Origin of the sequence: Pseudomonas lalucatii (genome assembly GCF_018398425.1) — a bacterium.
In the GTDB taxonomy this organism is placed as follows: Bacteria; Pseudomonadota; Gammaproteobacteria; order Pseudomonadales; family Pseudomonadaceae; genus Aquipseudomonas; species Aquipseudomonas lalucatii.
The window spans coordinates 1,297,873-1,314,315 of sequence record NZ_JADPMV010000001.1 but is presented as its reverse complement, the minus strand read 5'-3'; the positions used below and the strand labels follow the sequence as shown (position 1 = coordinate 1,314,315).

The window sequence follows — 16,443 nt, the reverse complement described above, 5'->3', positions numbered from 1 at the left end:
ACTGCTCGTTTGTCCGGCTCCGTCGGCGTGGATAGCGTGTCCGGGTAGCGGATAGCCACAGAGGCTAGCCGATCTTGTCCGGGGAGACGACCGACAGATGAGCAGTATTCTTGCAGTGCACGGCAGTCCACGGGGCGAACGTTCCCATACGCGGCGCCTGACCGAGGTTTTTCTCGATGCCTGGCTGGCCCGGCATCCGGGGGCCGAACTGACCCGTCGCGAGGTGGGGCGGGCGCCCATCCCCCATGTCGGCGAGCCCTTCGTGGCGGCCGCCTTCTACCCGCAACCGGCGGCGCGGCCGCTGCATATGCAGGCCGACCTGGCCTTGAGCGATGAGTTGGTGGACGAGCTGCTGGAGCACCAGCTGCTGGTGATCGCCGCGCCCATGTACAACTTCGGCATACCCAGCGGGCTCAAGGCCTGGGTCGACCATGTGGTGCGCATCGGCCGCACCTTCGCGATCACCGAGGACAACGGCGTGGCCCAGTACCAGCCGCTGCTGCGCGGCAAGCGCGCGCTGATCGTCACCAGCCGCGGCGGCCATGGCTTCGGTCCGGGTGGGGTCAATGCCGCCTTCAATCACGCCGATACCCTGCTGCGCAGCGCCCTCGGCTTCATCGGCATCGAGGACGTCAGGGTGGTCGCGGCGGAGGGCGAGGAGTCCGACAGCCGGGCGTTCCAGGCGTCCTGTGCGGCGGCCGAACGGGAGTTGCTCGGGCTGGCCGCGAGGCTCTGAACGGCGGCGGGGCGGCCCCTCGCCCGGCAGCGGGCCGGGGGCGGCGGGGCCCCGGGTGCCGCCGGTCACTTCGGCTGGGCCACCACGCGCAGGTAGGGCTTGAGGGTCTTGAAGCCGTCCGGGTACTTGCGCTGGGCCTCCTCGTCGGACACCGAGGTGGGGATGATCACGTCCTCGCCGGGGCGCCAGTTCACCGGGGTGGCCACCGTGTGCTTGGCATTGAGCTGCAGCGAGTCGAGCAGGCGCAGCACCTCGTCGAAGTTGCGCCCGGCGCTCATGGGGTAGACCAGCATGGCCTTGACCTTCTTGTCCGGGCCGATGATGAACACCGAGCGTACCGTGGCGTTGTCCATGGCGGTGCGCGCCCCGCCGCTGGCGTTGGGGTGCAGCATGTCGTAGAGCTTGGCCACCTTGAGGTCGTCATCGCCGATCATCGGGTAGTTGACCGCGTGGCCCTGGGTCTCCTGGATATCGGCGGCCCAGGCCTGGTGGTTGCTCACCGGGTCGACGCTGAGGCCGAGGATCTTGGTGTTGCGCTTGTCGAACTCCGGCTTGAGCTTGGCCATGTAGCCCAGCTCGGTGGTGCACACCGGGGTGAAGTCCTTGGGGTGGGAGAACAGAATGGCCCAGCTGTCGCCGATCCACTCATGAAAGTGCAGGGGGCCTTCGGTGCTGGCGGCGGTGAAGTCCGGTGCTTCGTCTCCAATGCGAATAGTCATGCTCAACCTCCTTGCGGGGAATGGGGCTGTCGACGCTGCGACGGCGCTGTGGATGGTCCCGCACTCCTGTGTCGGGCCGATGGCAGCAAGCAGTATAGTCCCCGCTGGCCGGGCCGAACGGCGGCGGCCGAGCGGTCCCGGCCGTGTGCTGCAGGTGGCGTTGCCTTCCCTCGCGGCCGGCGCTCGGTTAAGGTGCCGACGCCTTCCCCAACCCCCGCAGGTCATGCCATGAACACCCCCCCGCACAACCCGCTGCACGGCGTCACCCTGGAAGCCATGCTCACCGAACTGGTGGCGCAGCTGGGCTGGGACGGCCTGGCGCAGCGCATCGATATCCGCTGTTTCAAGAGCGACCCGAGCATCAAGTCGAGCCTGACCTTCCTGCGCCGCACGCCCTGGGCGCGGGAGAAGGTCGAGGCCCTGTACCTGCGTACGCGCCGGGGCTGATCCCGCCGCGCGCCTCGGGCCTACTTCCAGCTGGCCTGCGGCGCCGTCAGCTGCGCCTGGCACTGGGTGCTGGCGCCCGGCTCCAGGTAGGGGGCGAGGAACGGCGCCATGCCCTTGAGCACCTGCACCGGCAGCGCCGAGGTGAAGGTGAAGTTCTCCGCGGCGCGGCCGGGGACGAAGGCGGTCAGGGTGCCGTAGTGCCGCGGCCCGAGGAAGAACACGAAGGTGGCGGTGCGGTTCATCGCCCGCGAGCTGAGCACATGGCCGCCGCGGCTGACGGTCTCGACCCGGTTGTCGCCGGTGCCGGTCTTGCCGCCGAGGGTCAGCTGGCGGCCGTCCGGCAGGCTGAAGCTGCCCTGCAGGCGCCGCGCGGTACCGCCCTCGACCACCTGGGAGAGGGCTCCGCGCAGGGCCGCGGCCACCTCCGAGGGCATCACCCGTACCCCGGCGCTCGCCGGGCGCGCGACCCGGGTGTCGTACGGGGTGTCGGCGGCGAAGTGCAGGCCGTCGATGCGCAGGGTCGGCTGGCGGATGCCGTCGTTGAGGATGATGCCCATGAGTTCGGCCAGGGCCGCCGGGCGGTCGCCGGAACTGCCGATGGCGCTGGCCAGGGACGGCACCAGGTACTCGAAGGGGTAGCCGTGTTTCTGCCAGCGCCGGTGGATGTCGAGGAAGGCCTCGACCTCCAGCATGATGCGGATGCGGCTGTCGCGGGCGCTCTTGTGCCGGCTGCGGAACAGCCAGCCGTAGACTTCCTGGCGCTGGTCGCGGCTGGCGACCACGGCATCGTTGAAGCTCGCCTGGGGCCTCTCCAGCAGGTAGCCGAGCAGCCACAGCTCCAGCGGGTGGACGCGGGCGATATAGCCCTGGTCGGGCAGGCTGTAGGCGCCCGGGCCGTAGTTCAGGTAGAGCTCGGCGATGCGCTTGTCGCTGAGTCTGTCCTCCGGCAGGTGGCTGTGCAGGAAGGCGGCGAAGGTCGCCTCGTCGGCCTCCGGCATCAGGTAGCGGTGCACCGCGGCGAGGCGCACCGGGGTGTGACGCAGGCCGCCCAAGAAGGTCTCCAGGCGCTGCTGCGCCGGCTGGCTCTGGTACTTGCGCCAGAAGCGCAGGAGGAAGGTCTTGCCTTCGCGGTCGGCGAAGCGGCTGAGGTAAGCCTGGCGCCGCGGGTCCTTGTCGTCCTTGAGCAGCTCGGCGCTGTTGCCCGGCGCCTGGTAGGTGCTGTAGCGCACCAGGTCGCGCATCAGGCGGATGAACGGCAGGTTGATCGATTCGCGCAGCGCCTCGCGCAGGGTCGGGCGCCGGCCGTTGTCCTCGCGGCGGAAGTTGGCGAAGCTGTGCAGGCCGCCGCCGGTGAAGAAGCGCTCGTAGGGGCTGGCCGAATAGGTGCGCTCCAGGGCGGCCTCGAGCATGGCCGGCAAGCCGGCGTGCGGCGTGCGGATGAGGTAGTCGATGGCCCAGCGGGTCAGGTAGTCCTGATCGGCGACCTCCACCGCGCGCAGCGCCTCCGGGGTCTGTCCGGCATGGCGCTGGTGCAGCTCGGCGATGACCTCCAGGTAGGTGGCCAGCACCCGCAGCTTGGCGGTGGAGCCGAGCTCCAGCTTGCTGCCCTCGTTGATGTCGAAGGGCTGGTCGGTGCTGTCGGTCTGCACCCGCACCCGGCTGCCGCTGGGCGTGCGTTCGAACAGGGTGAAGCTGTAGCGCACCTCGGCGGTCTTCTCGGCGGACAGCAGGCGTTCGCCGAACAGGCCGATCTGCTCGGCGAACTGCGGGTCGGCGAGTCGCTGCAGGTAGCGGCTGGCCTCTTGTTGCAGGTCGTTCTGGAGCGTGGAACTGGCGTGCAGGTCGAGGCGGTCGAGGTCGTACAGCGGCATGTTGAGCAGGCCGGACAGGCGCGAGCGGGCCACGCTGATGCCCTTGTTGCCGTCCACCGTCTGCAGGGTCGGCTGCAGCTCCCAGTTGCGGTAGCGCAGCGTCTGGGCCAGGGCGGCATCGCGCAGCGGTCGATCGATCAGCCCGCCCACCGCCAGCAGGCGGATGTGGCTGTCGATCAGGGCGGTGAGTTCGTGGCGGCCCTGGGCCAGGTAATAGGAGGGACGGCGCTGGGCGATCATCAGCGCCAGTACCTGGCGTAGGGCCAGGCCGCGCTCGGCATTGCTGGCCTCGGGCGAGCGCGGCGGATCGAGCAGGCGGTTGACCTCGGCGAAGTCGGCGCCGTACCAGATGCGCAGGCCGTCGGCCAGGCCGTGGACCTCGCCGTGTCCGGGGGCCGCCGCCAGCGGCACGCTGTTGAGGTAGTCGCGCACGACGTTCTCCCGCGCTTCCCGGGTCTGGGGCCCGCCCTGGTAGGCGCGGACGCTGGCGGACACCATCTGCCGCAGCTTCTCGCCGGCCGAATGGGTCAGGCCGAACGGCGAGTGACGGTATTTCTCCAGTTGGGTGGCCAGGGTGCTGCCGCCGGCGGACTGGTCCTGCACGTCCAGCACCTTGCCGATCTGCGACAGCGCCGCCATGGCGAAACGCGGCCAGTCCACCGCCGGATTGGCCAGCGGCAGCTCGTCGTCGAGCAGGTGGCGGTTCTCGATGAACAGCAGGCTGTTGACCACCAGGGGCGGGATGGCGGCGAAGCTCGGGTAGCGTTGCTGCGGGTAGCGGAACTGGTAGAAGGGCGTGCCGCGGCAGTCGCTGATGCTCAGGCCCGCCTGGATCTTCTCCGGGTAGGGCGGGAAGAAGCCGCGCTGGCTGTACTCCAGCAACGCCGGGGAGAAGCGGGCCTGGGCGATGACGCCGAAGTCGCGCTGCTCCAGACGTTCGAGCAGCAGGGGCAGATAGGCGTAGCCCAGGCGCTTGTCGAAGGGGCCGTCCTGGGGATAGCGGATGGCCGGGCTCGGCCCCGGCTCTACGCTGTAGCTCAGGCGGCTGGCGTAGTCGCTCAGGTAGCGGGCCTGGAAGTAGGAGGTGCGCAGTTCGAAGCGGGCCAGCAGGACGGCGCCGAGCAGCAACAGCCCCAGCAGCGCCCAGCCGGCGAGGCGCAGCATGCGCCTAGGCCCGGGCGCTTTCGGGCAAGCCCGCTGTGGGCTGCTCGACGTGACGGCAGCCTGTTGTGTGCCCGATTGCCATAATGCACCCATAATTTGCGCGACCCTGTTCAATGCCCCCTAGGGTTAAGACAAGCTTAGTCGGTGGCCGATGCACAGCAGCCGATGCAATAGGCCCGGATGCAAAAAAAACTAAGGGATCCGGTCGCGATCTTCTCGTTAAGACAGCCGCGGAGGAGGCTATGCAGCACGATCACCGGGAGCAGCTGCACTTCAGCTGGCAGGCCAACGCCGCTGCCTGGGCGGCTGCCGTGCGCGAGGGGCGTATCGAAAGCCGCCGCCTGGTCACCGACGCGGCGATCCTGCAGGCGATAGTGGCCCTGGCGCCCGGGCGGGTACTGGACGTCGGCTGCGGCGAGGGCTGGTTGTGCCGCGGCCTGGCCGAGCGCGGCATAGCGTCGGTGGGCGTGGACGCCTCGGCGCCGCTGATCGACCTGGCCAGGGCCGCCGACGGGGCAGGGGCGCGCTACCGGGTCTGCGGCTACGCCGAGCTGGCCAGTCAGGCCGCGCAGCTGGGGCGCTTCGATGTGCTGGTGTGCAACTTCGCCCTGCTCGAGGAGCCACTGGCGCCGATCCTGCGCGCCCTGCATTCGCTCCTGGTCCCCGGCGGCCGCCTGCTGATCCAGACCCTGCATCCCTGGCGCGCCGGCCAGGACGCGGCCTATCGCGACGGCTGGCGGGTGGAGACCTTCGCCGGCTTCGGCGAGGGCTTCCAGGCACCTATGCCCTGGTTCTTCCGCACCCTGGAGTCCTGGCTGGGCCTGCTCGGCGAGACCGGCTGGCGCCTGCAATGGCTGCAGGAGCCGCTGCACCCGCAGAGCGAGCAGCCGGTGTCGTTGTTGTTGCTGCTGAGTTCCGAACGCTGAAGCCCGGCACCGGAGACCGGGTTGATCGCCGGCTGAGAGGTGGCCATGCAACTGCTGCTGAATATCGACGTACCGGATTTGCCGGCCGCGCTGGCTTTCTATACTCAGGCCTTCGACCTGCGCCTGGGGCGGCGCCTGTTTGCCGGTGAAGTGCTGGAGTTGCTCGGCGCGCCCGTGCCGCTCTACTTGCTGGCCAAGCCCGCCGGCAGCGCGCCGTTCGCCGCCAGCGACGCGGGCCGCAGTTACCGCCGGCACTGGACGCCGCTGCACCTGGACCTGGTGGTCGACGATCTGGAGGCCGCCCTGGCCCGTGCCCTGGCGGCCGGCGCCCGGCAGGAGGGGCCGATCAAGAGCGAGGTCTGGGGCCGGCTGGTCGGCCTGAGCGACCCGTTCGGCCATGGCCTGTGCCTGTTGCAATGGCGCGGTCTGGGCTACGCCGAAGTGGCCGACGCGGTGAGCGATGACGTGAGCGAATGAGGAGGGCGTTATGTCTGGATTGGCGAAGCACACCCGGGTCAGCCTGATCCCTTGCCTGCGCTATCGCGATGCGCCGGCGGCCATCGACTGGCTGTGCCGGCATTTCGGTTTCGAACGCCACCTGGTGGTGCCCGACGATCGGGGCGGCATCGCCCATGCCCAGCTCAGCTTCGGCAATGGCATGCTGATGCTCGGTTCGCTGGCCGATTCGGCGTACGGCCGCCTGATGCGCCAGCCGGATCAGGCCGGCGGCTGCACCCAGAGCCTGTATCTGGTGGTCGAGGATGCCGATGCGCTGCATGCCCGGGCCGTGGCGGCCGGCGCCGAGGTCGTCATCGAGCTGAAGGACGAGGACTACGGTGGCCGCGGCTTCACCTGCCGCGACCCGGAAGGGCATCTGTGGACGTTCGGCAGCTATGATCCCTGGCTGTCGGAATAGCCGAGGGGGTGATGATGCGCACGCTTGAATTGGCCGGTGCCCGGGTGCCGGTGCTGGGCCAGGGCACCTGGCGCATGGGCGAGGTGCCCGGCGAGCGGCGCCGCGAGGTGGCCGCCCTGCAGCTGGGCATCGAACTGGGCCTGCGCCTGATCGACACGGCCGAGATGTACGGCGAGGGCGGCGCCGAACGGGTGGTCGGCGCGGCCATCGGCGGGCGCCGCGAGCAGGTGTTCCTGGTCAGCAAGGTCTATCCGCACAACGCCAGCCGGGCCGGCGTGGCGGCGGCCTGCGAGCGCAGTCTCAGGCGGCTGAACAGCGAGACGATCGACCTCTACCTGCTGCACTGGCGTGGCCAGTATCCGCTGGCGGAAACCGTCGAGGGCTTCGAGCGCCTGCGCGAGCAGGGCAAGATCGGCCGCTGGGGCGTGTCCAACTTCGACCTGGACGACCTGCAGGAGTTGGCCGAACTGGGCCTGGCGGGCTGTGCGAGCAACCAAGTGCTGTACAACCCGGCGGCCCGCGGCATCGAGTTCGACCTGCTGCCCTGGCAGCAGCGCCGGTATCTGCCGCTGATGGCCTACTGTCCGCTCGGCCAGGGCGGGCCGCTGCTGCGCCAGCCGGCGTTGCAGGCGGTGGCCGAGCGCCACGGCGCGACGGCCGCCCAGGTCGCCCTGGCCTGGGCGTTGCGCCAGGACGGCCTGATCGCCATTCCCAAGGCGCGGGAGCCCGCCCATGTGCGGCTCAACGCCGAGGCTGCGGAGCTGGCCCTGACGGCCGAAGACCTGGCGCTGATCGACCAGGCGTATCCGGCGCCGAGCCGCAAGCGTCCACTGGCAATGATCTGATGACCGGGCACTGTGCCCGGCGCACTCCAGGAGAACCAGGATGAGTCGTTTGCTGCTGCTGTTCTGTGTGCTGCTGGCCGGCTGTGCCGGCTACCGTTCCGGCGAGGTCAGCCGGGCCTATGTCGAGATGCCGCCGCCGGCCGAGGCCATCGCCCGCGGCACGCCGAACTGGCTGCAGGTGCCGGGGGCGCGGCTGCGCGTGGAGTTGCGCAACGAGGTCCAGCGGCGCGAGCATCAGGTGGTGCTGTTCATCGTCCCGGTGATGATCGACCCGCGGGACCGGCCCCTGTATTCGCAAGACCAGGGGGCCCGCCTGCTGCTGGAGATCAGCGCCGCCGAGGCCGCGCACTTCCGCCCGGAGCACGCGGTGCTGTGGATCGACGGCCAGGCGTACCGGCCCAGCGGGGTGCAGCGACTCACGGTGTTCGATCCGGGCCGGCAGCCGCTGACGCCGCTGCGCGAGGTCGAGGAACGGGCGCCGGCCGGGTTGAGTTACAGCCTGGACAGGGCGGGGCGCCACTACCAGTTCTGGCTGCGCTTCGCCGCGCCGATGCCGGCGCCGAAGCAGGCCATTCGTCTGGACCTGTCCGCTGCTCTGCAGCTGCGCGGCCAGCCGCCGGTGCCGCCGATCCGTTTTCGCCCGGTGCCCTGGAAGCAGGGCTACACCTGAGCCCGGCCGCGCCTGCCGACGGCTTCACAGGCGACCGGAGATGGCGCAGGATATCGCTCCTTATTCCTTGAGCCGAAGCCATGAGCGGCATGACTCTGAGTGACGAGCAGATCCAGTTCATCGAGAGTGGCGTGTCGATCAGCGTGGCTTCGCGCGACGTGCGCCGGGTGCCCTCGGTGAGCAAAGGCGTGGGCTGCACGGTGGCGGGCGATCGGCGCCAGGTGCGGGTGCTGGTCGATGCCGCCCAGGCCGGCCAGCTGCTGCAGGATGTCGCCGCCAGTGGCGCCCTGGCGGTGGTGTTCTGCCTGCCCAGCAGCCATCGCACCCTGCAGCTCAAGGGCCGCGATGCCCGCGAGGTGGCGCTGGCCCCGGGCGAGGGCGAAGTGGCCGAGCGCCATCGCCAGGCCTTCGCCGAGGACCTGTTGCCGCTGGGCTACGCCCTGCCGTTCGCCCGCGCCACCCACGGCTTCCAGGCCGAGCGGCTGCGGGCCCTGAGCTTCACCCTGAGCGACCTCTACGAACAGACCCCGGGGCCCAACGCCGGGGTGCGCCTGGAGCCCGGGCCATGAGCGGCGGGCCGAGCCTGGACGCCATCCGCCCCTGTCTGGAGGGCGCGGTGCCGGCGGCGATCGCCACCTGCGACGCCGAGGGCACGCCGAATGTGACCCTGGTGTCCCAGGTGCACTACGTCGACCCCAGGCATGTGGCGCTGTCCTTCCAGTTCTTCAACAAGACCCGCGAGAACATCCTGGCCAACCCCCAGGCCACCGTGTTCCTCCTGCATCCGCAGAGCAGCGCGCGCTACCGCCTGGCGCTGCTGTACCGGCGCACCGAGACCGAGGGGCCGCTGTTCGAGAGCATGAAGGCCAAGCTCGCCGGCATCGCCTCGCATAGCGGCATGAGCGGGGTGTTCCGCCTGCTCGGCGCGGATATCTATCAGGTGCTGGACATCGAACATGTACCGGGCGAGGAGGTGCCGCCGGCGCAGGAGGCGCCCTGCCATATCGCCCGCCTGCGCCAGCTGAGCCAGCGCCTGGCCGCCTGCACCGACCTGGCCGGCCTGCTGGAGCAGTGCCTGGACGGCCTGGCCGGCCTCCTCGAGATGCCCCAGGCCATGATCCTGTTGCTCGATCCCCTGGGGCAGAAGCTGTACACCGTGGCCAGCCATGGCTATGCGCAGTCCGGGGTGGGCTCGGAGTTTCCCGTCGGGCGCGGCATCATCGGCGTGGCGGCGCAGTTCCGCACGCCGATCCGTATCGCCCACCTGGCCTCTGAGTACGCCTACGGCCGGGCCATCCGCGAGCACCTGGCCGAAGCCGCCCCGGTGGACCCGCTGGAGACCGAGATCGCCTTTCCCGGCCTGGCCGAGCCGCACAGTCAGCTGTCGGTACCGATACTCGCGGCCGGCCGCCTGCTCGGCGTGCTGCACGTGGAAAGCGCCGAGCCCCATCGCTTCGGCTACGACGAGGAGGACTGCCTGCTCGGCCTGGCCGGCCTGCTCGGCGCCTCGATCCTGGCCCTGCAGCAGGTGGCCGACAATCCGCCCGACGACACCGGCCTGACGCCGGCGCTCGCCCCCTTGAGCGGTGCGCCCCTGGCGGTGCGCTACTACCCGGCCAACAGCAGCCTGTTCCTCGGCGATGACTACCTGATCAAGGGGGTGGCCGGTGCCATCTTCTGGCGCCTGCTGAACCTGCACCTCGGCGAGGGCCGCAGCGAGTTCAGCAACCGCGAGCTGCGGGTCGATCCGGCGCTCAAGCTACCGGAGCTGGACGACAATCTGGAGGCGCGGCTGATCCTGCTGCAGCGCCGGCTGGCCGAACGCAGCCGTGACATCGTCCTGGAGAAGAGCGGTCGCGGGCGCCTGCGTCTGCTGCTCAGGCGCCCGGTGTTGCTGCAGGAGATCGCCGCCCGCTAGCTAGGCGCCGCTCAGGCGCGGCGCCAGAGGACGTTGCCGGCGAACAGCAGCACCGCCAGCAACATCACCACCGCGGAGCTGCCGAGCACCGGGCCGGCCTGGGGCAGGCCGAGGATCACCAGGGCCAGGGCCCCCATCATCACCGGCAGCGTCAGGTTGTGCAGCCAGAACTGCAGGCTGGCCAGGCGACTGGTCGCCGCCCTGGGGAAGTAGTGGTAGATCACGCCGACCAGGGTCAGGGTGACCCAGCCCAGCAGGTTCATGTGCGCATGCACGGCCATCAGGCGGTGGTCGCCGCTCAGGCCCATGAACACGCCCAGGCCGACGGCCAGGCAGAAATAGACGATGGCGACATAGATCCAACGACGGGAAAGCGGACTCATTACATAGCTCCTCAGTAGGCTTGGTTTTCGGGCGGCGTGTCGGCTCAGGCCGGCAGGTCCGCCGGCTCGACCGCCCGGGCCAGGCCCAGTGCGGCATCGAGATGGGCGTGGTGCTTCGGCGACAGCTGCGTGCGCAGCGTGTCGAGGGTGGCGGCGAACAGCTCGGCTGGGGCCTCGGCGCGCAGCTGGACGAGAAACCCGGCGCGCTCCTGCGGGGTCAGGGCCGGCAGCATCCAGTACAGGACGCGGCGCATCTCGTCCGGGCTGAGCGAGGCGACGATGCGCTGCTCCAGGGCGATCAGCTCGGCGTCGCTGTGGGTTTCCCACAGCAGACGGTTGTTGTCGCGCTCTTCCTGCTCCATGTGCTCGAAGTTCTCGGCGACGAAGCGTGCGACGCGGCGATAGAGGCGGTGGGTGATATCGCCCCGACGCAAGGCCGGCAGGTGGGTGACCTGTTCGGCCAGGCTGTTCAACTCGTCCATTTCCTGGCGATGCAGGCGGTGCGCCGCCGAGCTGTAGCGGGTCGCGCCGGGCCGGCGCTGCTCCAGGGCGGGATGCACCATGGCGTCCTCATGCTCGATGTGCGAGCGGCAGAAGGTCAGCAGGTCCTGCAACCCGGCGAGCACGGCGCGGGCCTCGCCGCAGTCCTGCCAGTCGCAGCGGCCGAGGGCGCCGAGGGTATGGACCAGGTGGGCGCGCAGGCCCTTGTGGATCAGCGCATAGATATCGAAACGGGCGGCGGTGGACGGCATCGACGGACTCCTCGGTGGTGGTCTGAGGAGGTCCATGCTAGGGCGCGGCGCTTTGGCGGCTTGCGAAATAAACCCTAGGTGTTCCCTAAAACTTCCCTAACGGCTCGAGCGGATTGTCTGGCGGACGGACTGTGCCGGCTGAGCCCGCAGTTCGATCGTCTGGGATTCAAGGGGGCGCGCGGCGCGGTCCCGGCACTGGACGGCGCCATGGCGGGTAGCATCAGGCTGTTGGGGCGGCAGCGGGACGATCGCCGTGGGGCGTTCGGTGAGGATGCTGGCGGCGTTTCGGTGCAGAAGGGGGTTGCGCCCCGCGGCCCGAGCGAGTCGCCGTGCGTCAGGCGCGCATGACAAACCCGCAGAGGTGTCGGGACAGATAATCCCGGCTCTGCGGGTTCGCTTGCGGTCGATTACGCCTTGGGTTCGAAGCGTCGATAGCCCCTGGACAATCCGGGAGCAATGCAGCGCTCGCTCAGAGCCCCATACCCGGAGGCCATTCGCCGTGTCGGGGCAGCTCGTCGGTGATGTCGTGCCAGATGGCCTTGGAGTCCACGAAGATGTGCTCCAGGGGCCGGGTGCCCGGGTCGCCGTCGACGCTGCCGAGCACGACTTCCGACACCCTGCCGCCGTGGCTGCTGGCCAGGGATGCGCCGCATTGCCTGCAGAAGCAGCGCTGCTTGCCCGGCGAGGACTCGTACTGCGCGATGTGGTCCTGGCCGGCCGTCCAGCGGAACTGCTCGGGGTCGATGATGCCCCAGCTCACGTAGGCGGCGCCGTTGGCCTTCCGGCAAATGGAGCAGTGGCAGTGGCCGGCGAGGGCGAAACTGCCGGTAATCTCGTAATGAACGCTGCCGCACAGGCAGCTGCCACGTATGGCCATGGCATGGTTCTCCGTCAAGGTTGAGCAACGGCTCGGTCAGTAGAGAATCGACGGCAGGTAGGCCCCCGCCGGTTCGTTGTACAGGCCGATGGTCATCAGCGTCATCGGCTGGACCACCCGCAGGCCGTGCTCCAGGCACCAGCGAAACAGCTCGGCGTTGCGCGTCGGCACATGGAAGCCCGGCCCCGGATACTCGCTCGCCGCGGCGATCAGGGCCTTCACCGCGTCATTGCTTTCGCCCACCGTGTGGCCGAAGAAGGCGATGATGCTGGTGTAGCCGACGATCCGCCCCTCGTGCTCGACGACCCGGGCGGTGCCCTGGGCGATGGCATCGCGCAGCTCGCCGCCGCGATCGTGCCCATGCACCTGGAGGCAGAGGCGGTTGCAGCCCGGCAGGTCGTCGAGCGTTGCCGGCCTGACCCTATGGCCGGGCAGGCTGACCCTGGGCGGCGTGCCCTGCATCGTCGACAGCGGTTCGCGCGCGACGAAGCCGAGCTTGCTGTACAGCGACAGCGAGCGATTGTGATAGGCCGCCTGCAGCAGGCGCACGCCGGGGAAGCGCCGCTCGGCCACCCGCTGCAGCACGTCTTCCATCAGGCGCCGGCCGATGGCTTGGTTCTGGATGCGGGGGGCGACCGTGATCGGCCCTATCCCGGCAATGCTGTTGCGCTCATCGAGGAAGTTGCTGCCGGCGATACGCCCTTGGGACTGCGCGACAACCGAATAGAAGCCGGGATGGCTCAGCAGCCCGGACAGCAACTGGGTGGCCACCTCCGCCGAGGGGAAGTCGGAGGGGAAACCGTGCTGCGCGGAAATGGCGCCGAAGGCGTCGTAGCAGATCTGTCCGCACGCCGTGGCATCGTCTGCACTGCCGGGGCGAAGGGTGAAACGGGTATCGATGGTCTCTGCAATGGCCGCCATGATCGATCGACTCCTCGGTGGTGGTCTGGGGAGGTCCATGCTAGGCGGCGGCCATCGGGTGAATTGCGAAATAACCCCTAGGCAGTTCCTAAAATTTCCCTAAGGGCGCGCTGCGCCCGGCCCCTGCGCGGACCGGGCGGGGGGCTATTTGTCGGCGGGGCTGTTCAGCCCGCGCTTGCCCGGCAGCGGCGTGTGCAGCTGTTCCGGCAGGTCGAGGAGGTCGTCGTCGAAAGTCTCCAGCGGCGGTGGGCGGCGCTCGAAGCGGGCGCCGAGCACCAGCAGGCAGGGGGTCAGCAGCAGGGTCAGCAGGGTGGCGAAGGCCAGGCCGCCGGCGATGGCGCTGGACAGCTGGGTCCACCACTGGCTCGAGGGCGCGCCGAAGCCCAGGCTCGGCGCCAGCAGGTCGACGTTGACGGCCAGCACCATGGGCAGCAGGCCGAGAATGGTGGTCACCGCGGTGAGCAGCACCGGGCGCAGGCGCAGGCTGCCGGTCTCCAGGGCCGCCTCGCGCGGGGCCAGGCCCTGGCGGCGCAGCTGGTTGTAGGTGTCGATGAGGATGATGTTGTTGTTCACCACGATGCCGGCCAGGGCGATCAGACCCATGCCGACCATGACGATGCCGAACGACTGGCCGTTGACCAGCAGGCCGATCAGCACCCCGGCGGTGGACAGCACGATGGCGGACAGGACCAGGCTGGCCTGGTACAGGCTGTTGAACTGGGTGACCAGGATGATCGCCATGAGGAACACCGCGACGACGAAGGCGGTCATGAGGAAGTTGGCCGCCTCGCGCTGGTCGGCATCCTCGCCGGCGAACGCGAGCCTGACCTCCGTCGGCAGCTCGCCGATGGCCTGGCGCAGCGCCTGCAGGCGCTCGTCCAGGCGCGCGCCCTCGGCCAGCTCGGCCTGCAGGGTGATGGTGCGCACGCCGTCGACCCGCCGCAGGGTGCCGACCTTGGGCGCCGGCTGCAGGCTGACGAAGTTGCCCAGCGGCACCTGGCCGCTGGGGGTGTTGAGGGTCAGGCGGCCGAGCTGGTCGAGGGAGCGCCAGCTGCCGGGCAGGCGCACGCGGATGTCCACCTCGTCGCTGGCGTCCTCGGGCCGGTAGGTCGCCAGCTTGAGACCGTTGCTGACCATCTGCACGGCGTTGCCGACGCTCAGCACGTCGGCGCCGAAACGTGCCGCGGCCTCGCGGTCGACCTGCAGGCGCCACTCGATGCCGGGCAGGGCACGGTCGTCCTCGATGTCCTTGAAGCCGCCGAGGCGCTGCATCTCGCCGCGCAGGCGCTCGACCCAGCGCTCGGCCAGGGCCTGGTCCAGGGCACTGAGCTGCAGCTTGACCGGCTTGCCGCCGCCCGGGCCCTCCTGCTGCTCGCGGAACTCCAGGACGATGCCGGGGATGTCGGCGGTGCGCGCCGCCATGTCGGCGAGGATGCGCTTGGCCGGGCGCCGCGCATGCCAGTCGACGAACTGGAACTGCAGGGTGCCGATCACGTCGGCGCCGAGCTGGCCGTCGGGCTGGGCCAGGGAGCGGGCGTACAGCGCCTCGACCTCGGCCATGCCGAGCAGGCGCTTCTCCACCTGTTGCAGCAGGGCGTCCTTCTCCTGCACGGACAGGTCGCCGCGGGCGCGCAGCCAGATCTGTGCGCTCTCCGGTTCCACTTCCGGGAAGAATTCCACGCCATGGTTGAAGCGGCCGTAGCCGGCGTAGATCAGGGCGATCAGGGTGAGCATGCCGAGCAGGGTCAGGCCGGGGCGCCGCAGCAGGCGCTGCAGCAGGCGGCGATAGACGCGGCCGCCGCGGCTGGCTTGCTGCGGCAGCGGCTGGGGCTGGCCGCCGGTGACCGCGCCGAGCACCGGCAGGAACACCAGGGCCATGGCCAGGGAGGCCAGCAGGCAGAGGATCACGGTGGCCGGCAGGTACTTCATGAACTGGCCGACCACCCCGGGCCAGAACAGCAGCGGCAGGAACACCACCAGGGTGGTGGCGGTCGAGGCGATGACCGGCCAGGCCATCCGCGTCGCCGCGTTGACCCAGGCCTGGCGCGGATTCTGCCCCTGATGCAGGTAGCGGTCGGCCAGCTCGGAGACGACGATGGCGCCGTCCACCAACATGCCGGCGACCAGGATCAGGCTGAACAGCACCACGATATTGAGGGTGAAGCCGAGCATCCAGATCAGCAGGATGCCGCTGAGGAAGGCGCCGGGGATGGTCAGCCCGACCAGCAGCGCCGAGCGCGGGCCCATGCTCGCCACCACCAGGATCAGCACCAGCACCACGGCGGTCAGCACGTTGTTGAGCAGGTCGTCGAGCAGGCTGCGGACCTGCTGCGACTGGTCCATGATGTAGCTGACCTTAAGGTCCTCGGGCAGCAGCGGGCGGGCCTGGGCCAGCAGCGCCTTGACCTGCTCGATGGTCTCGATGATGTTGGCGCCGGCGCGCTTGGACACCTCCAGGACGATGGCCGGCTGGCCGTTGATCCGGGCGTAGCCGGTGGGGTCCTTGAAGGTGCGGCGGATGGTCGCCACGTCGGCGAAGGTCACCACGCTGGCGCCGGCCACCTTGACCGGCATGGACAGCACGTCCTCGAGGTTCTCGATCACCCCCGGGACCTTCAGGCTCATGCGCCCGGCGCCGCTGTCCAGGCTGCCGGCGGCGACCAGGCGGTTGTTGCGGGCGACCAGGTTGAACAGCTCGCCGTAGTCGATGCCGTAGCTGTCGAGCACCTGCGGGTCGACGACGATTTCCAGCAGGTCCTCGCGGTCGCCGCCGATGCTCACCGAGAGCACCTCGGCGATGCCCTCGATTTCGTCCTTCAGGCGCCGCGCCACCTGCACCAGCTCCGCCTCGGCGAGCGGCCCGGACAGGCCGATCGACAGCACCGGGAACAGCGCCACGTTGACCTCGTTGACCGTCGGCTCCTCGGCCTCGTCCGGCAGCTTGCTGCGCGCGCTGTCGACCTTCTCGCGCACGTCGGCCAGGGCACGCCGCGGATCGAAGCCGGCGTCGAACTCCAGGGTCACCGAGGCATGCCCCTCGCTGGCCATGGCGCGCATCTCCTTGATCCCTTCCAGGCTACGCAGCTCCTGCTCCAGGGGGCGGGCCAGCAGGCGCTCGGCATCCTCCGGGGCGATGCCCTCGAGACTCACCGAGACGTAGATGATCGGAATGGTGACGTCCGGGTTGGCCTCCTTGGGGATCGCCACGTAGGCGGCCAGGCCGCCGCCCAGGAGGAACAGCAGCAACAGCAGGCTGGTGCGGCTGCGGTCCAGGGCGGCGGCGATCAGGCCGTGCATC

16 protein-coding genes are annotated in these 16,443 nt (G+C 69.8%); 9 read left to right on the top strand and 7 right to left on the bottom strand.

Annotated elements, in window-relative coordinates; genetic code table 11:
* The first annotated feature begins 97 nt into the window (after nt 1-97).
* Complete coding sequence (locus tag I0D00_RS05940) at nt 98-736, top strand: FMN-dependent NADH-azoreductase (protein ID WP_213638829.1); 639 nt, start codon at nt 98-100, stop codon at nt 734-736.
* A 65-nt stretch (nt 737-801) separates the two neighbouring features.
* Here the strand turns inward: I0D00_RS05940 and I0D00_RS05935 are convergent, their stop codons facing one another.
* Nucleotides 802-1,455, bottom strand: a complete 654-nt coding sequence (locus I0D00_RS05935; protein WP_213638828.1) for a peroxiredoxin — start codon at nt 1,453-1,455, stop codon at nt 802-804.
* Nucleotides 1,456-1,683: 228 nt separating this feature from the next.
* On the opposite strand from I0D00_RS05935, the gene I0D00_RS05930 reads away from it, so the two are divergent.
* A complete protein-coding gene (locus tag I0D00_RS05930) occupies nt 1,684-1,902 on the top strand; it encodes a VF530 family protein (protein ID WP_213638827.1) in 219 nt (72 codons plus the stop codon).
* Nucleotides 1,903-1,922: 20 nt separating this feature from the next.
* On the opposite strand, the gene I0D00_RS05925 is transcribed toward I0D00_RS05930, so the two are convergent.
* A complete protein-coding gene (locus I0D00_RS05925) occupies nt 1,923-5,030 on the bottom strand; it encodes a transglycosylase domain-containing protein (protein WP_213638826.1) in 3,108 nt (1,035 codons plus the stop codon).
* A 149-nt stretch (nt 5,031-5,179) separates the two neighbouring features.
* Between I0D00_RS05925 and I0D00_RS05920 the strand changes: the two genes are divergently transcribed.
* The 7 genes from I0D00_RS05920 (at nt 5,180) to I0D00_RS05890 (ending at nt 10,212) form a co-directional block, all read left to right on the top strand.
* Nucleotides 5,180-5,863 (top strand): class I SAM-dependent methyltransferase, encoded by a 684-nt coding sequence (locus I0D00_RS05920; protein ID WP_213638825.1) that lies wholly within the window; start codon nt 5,180-5,182, stop codon nt 5,861-5,863.
* Nucleotides 5,864-5,908: 45 nt separating this feature from the next.
* On the top strand, nt 5,909-6,340 hold the full coding sequence (locus tag I0D00_RS05915; protein WP_213638824.1) for a VOC family protein: 432 nt from the start codon (nt 5,909-5,911) through the stop codon (nt 6,338-6,340).
* A gap of 10 nt (nt 6,341-6,350) precedes the next feature.
* On the top strand, nt 6,351-6,779 hold the full coding sequence (locus tag I0D00_RS05910) for a VOC family protein (RefSeq protein WP_213638823.1): 429 nt from the start codon (nt 6,351-6,353) through the stop codon (nt 6,777-6,779).
* A gap of 14 nt (nt 6,780-6,793) precedes the next feature.
* A complete protein-coding gene (locus I0D00_RS05905; protein ID WP_213640229.1) occupies nt 6,794-7,624 on the top strand; it encodes an aldo/keto reductase in 831 nt (276 codons plus the stop codon).
* Between the two features lie 40 nt (nt 7,625-7,664).
* The gene (locus tag I0D00_RS05900; protein WP_213638822.1) at nt 7,665-8,294 is read left to right on the top strand and encodes a hypothetical protein; all 630 of its coding nucleotides are present in this window, start codon (nt 7,665-7,667) and stop codon (nt 8,292-8,294) included.
* Between the two features lie 80 nt (nt 8,295-8,374).
* A complete protein-coding gene (locus I0D00_RS05895) occupies nt 8,375-8,863 on the top strand; it encodes a hypothetical protein (RefSeq protein WP_213638821.1) in 489 nt (162 codons plus the stop codon).
* Nucleotides 8,860-10,212 (top strand): GAF domain-containing protein, encoded by a 1,353-nt coding sequence (locus I0D00_RS05890; protein WP_213638820.1) that lies wholly within the window; start codon nt 8,860-8,862, stop codon nt 10,210-10,212. The genes I0D00_RS05895 and I0D00_RS05890 overlap by 4 nt, the downstream gene beginning before the upstream one ends.
* Before the next feature lie 11 nt (nt 10,213-10,223).
* On the opposite strand, the gene I0D00_RS05885 is transcribed toward I0D00_RS05890, so the two are convergent.
* From I0D00_RS05885 to I0D00_RS05865, 5 genes are all read right to left on the bottom strand, one after another.
* Complete coding sequence (locus I0D00_RS05885; protein WP_213638814.1) at nt 10,224-10,595, bottom strand: hypothetical protein; 372 nt, start codon at nt 10,593-10,595, stop codon at nt 10,224-10,226.
* Between the two features lie 44 nt (nt 10,596-10,639).
* A complete protein-coding gene (locus I0D00_RS05880) occupies nt 10,640-11,347 on the bottom strand; it encodes a hemerythrin domain-containing protein (protein ID WP_213638810.1) in 708 nt (235 codons plus the stop codon).
* Between the two features lie 469 nt (nt 11,348-11,816).
* Nucleotides 11,817-12,224: a GFA family protein gene (locus I0D00_RS05875; protein ID WP_213638809.1), complete on the bottom strand. Its 408-nt coding sequence runs from the start codon at nt 12,222-12,224 to the stop codon at nt 11,817-11,819.
* A 36-nt stretch (nt 12,225-12,260) separates the two neighbouring features.
* A complete protein-coding gene (locus tag I0D00_RS05870) occupies nt 12,261-13,145 on the bottom strand; it encodes a GNAT family N-acetyltransferase (RefSeq protein WP_213638806.1) in 885 nt (294 codons plus the stop codon).
* A 144-nt stretch (nt 13,146-13,289) separates the two neighbouring features.
* Nucleotides 13,290-16,442 carry an efflux RND transporter permease subunit gene (locus tag I0D00_RS05865; protein WP_213638805.1) on the bottom strand — a complete coding sequence of 1,051 codons (3,153 nt, stop codon included), beginning with the start codon at nt 16,440-16,442 and terminating at the stop codon, nt 13,290-13,292.
* Between the last annotated feature and the right edge of the window lies 1 nt (nt 16,443).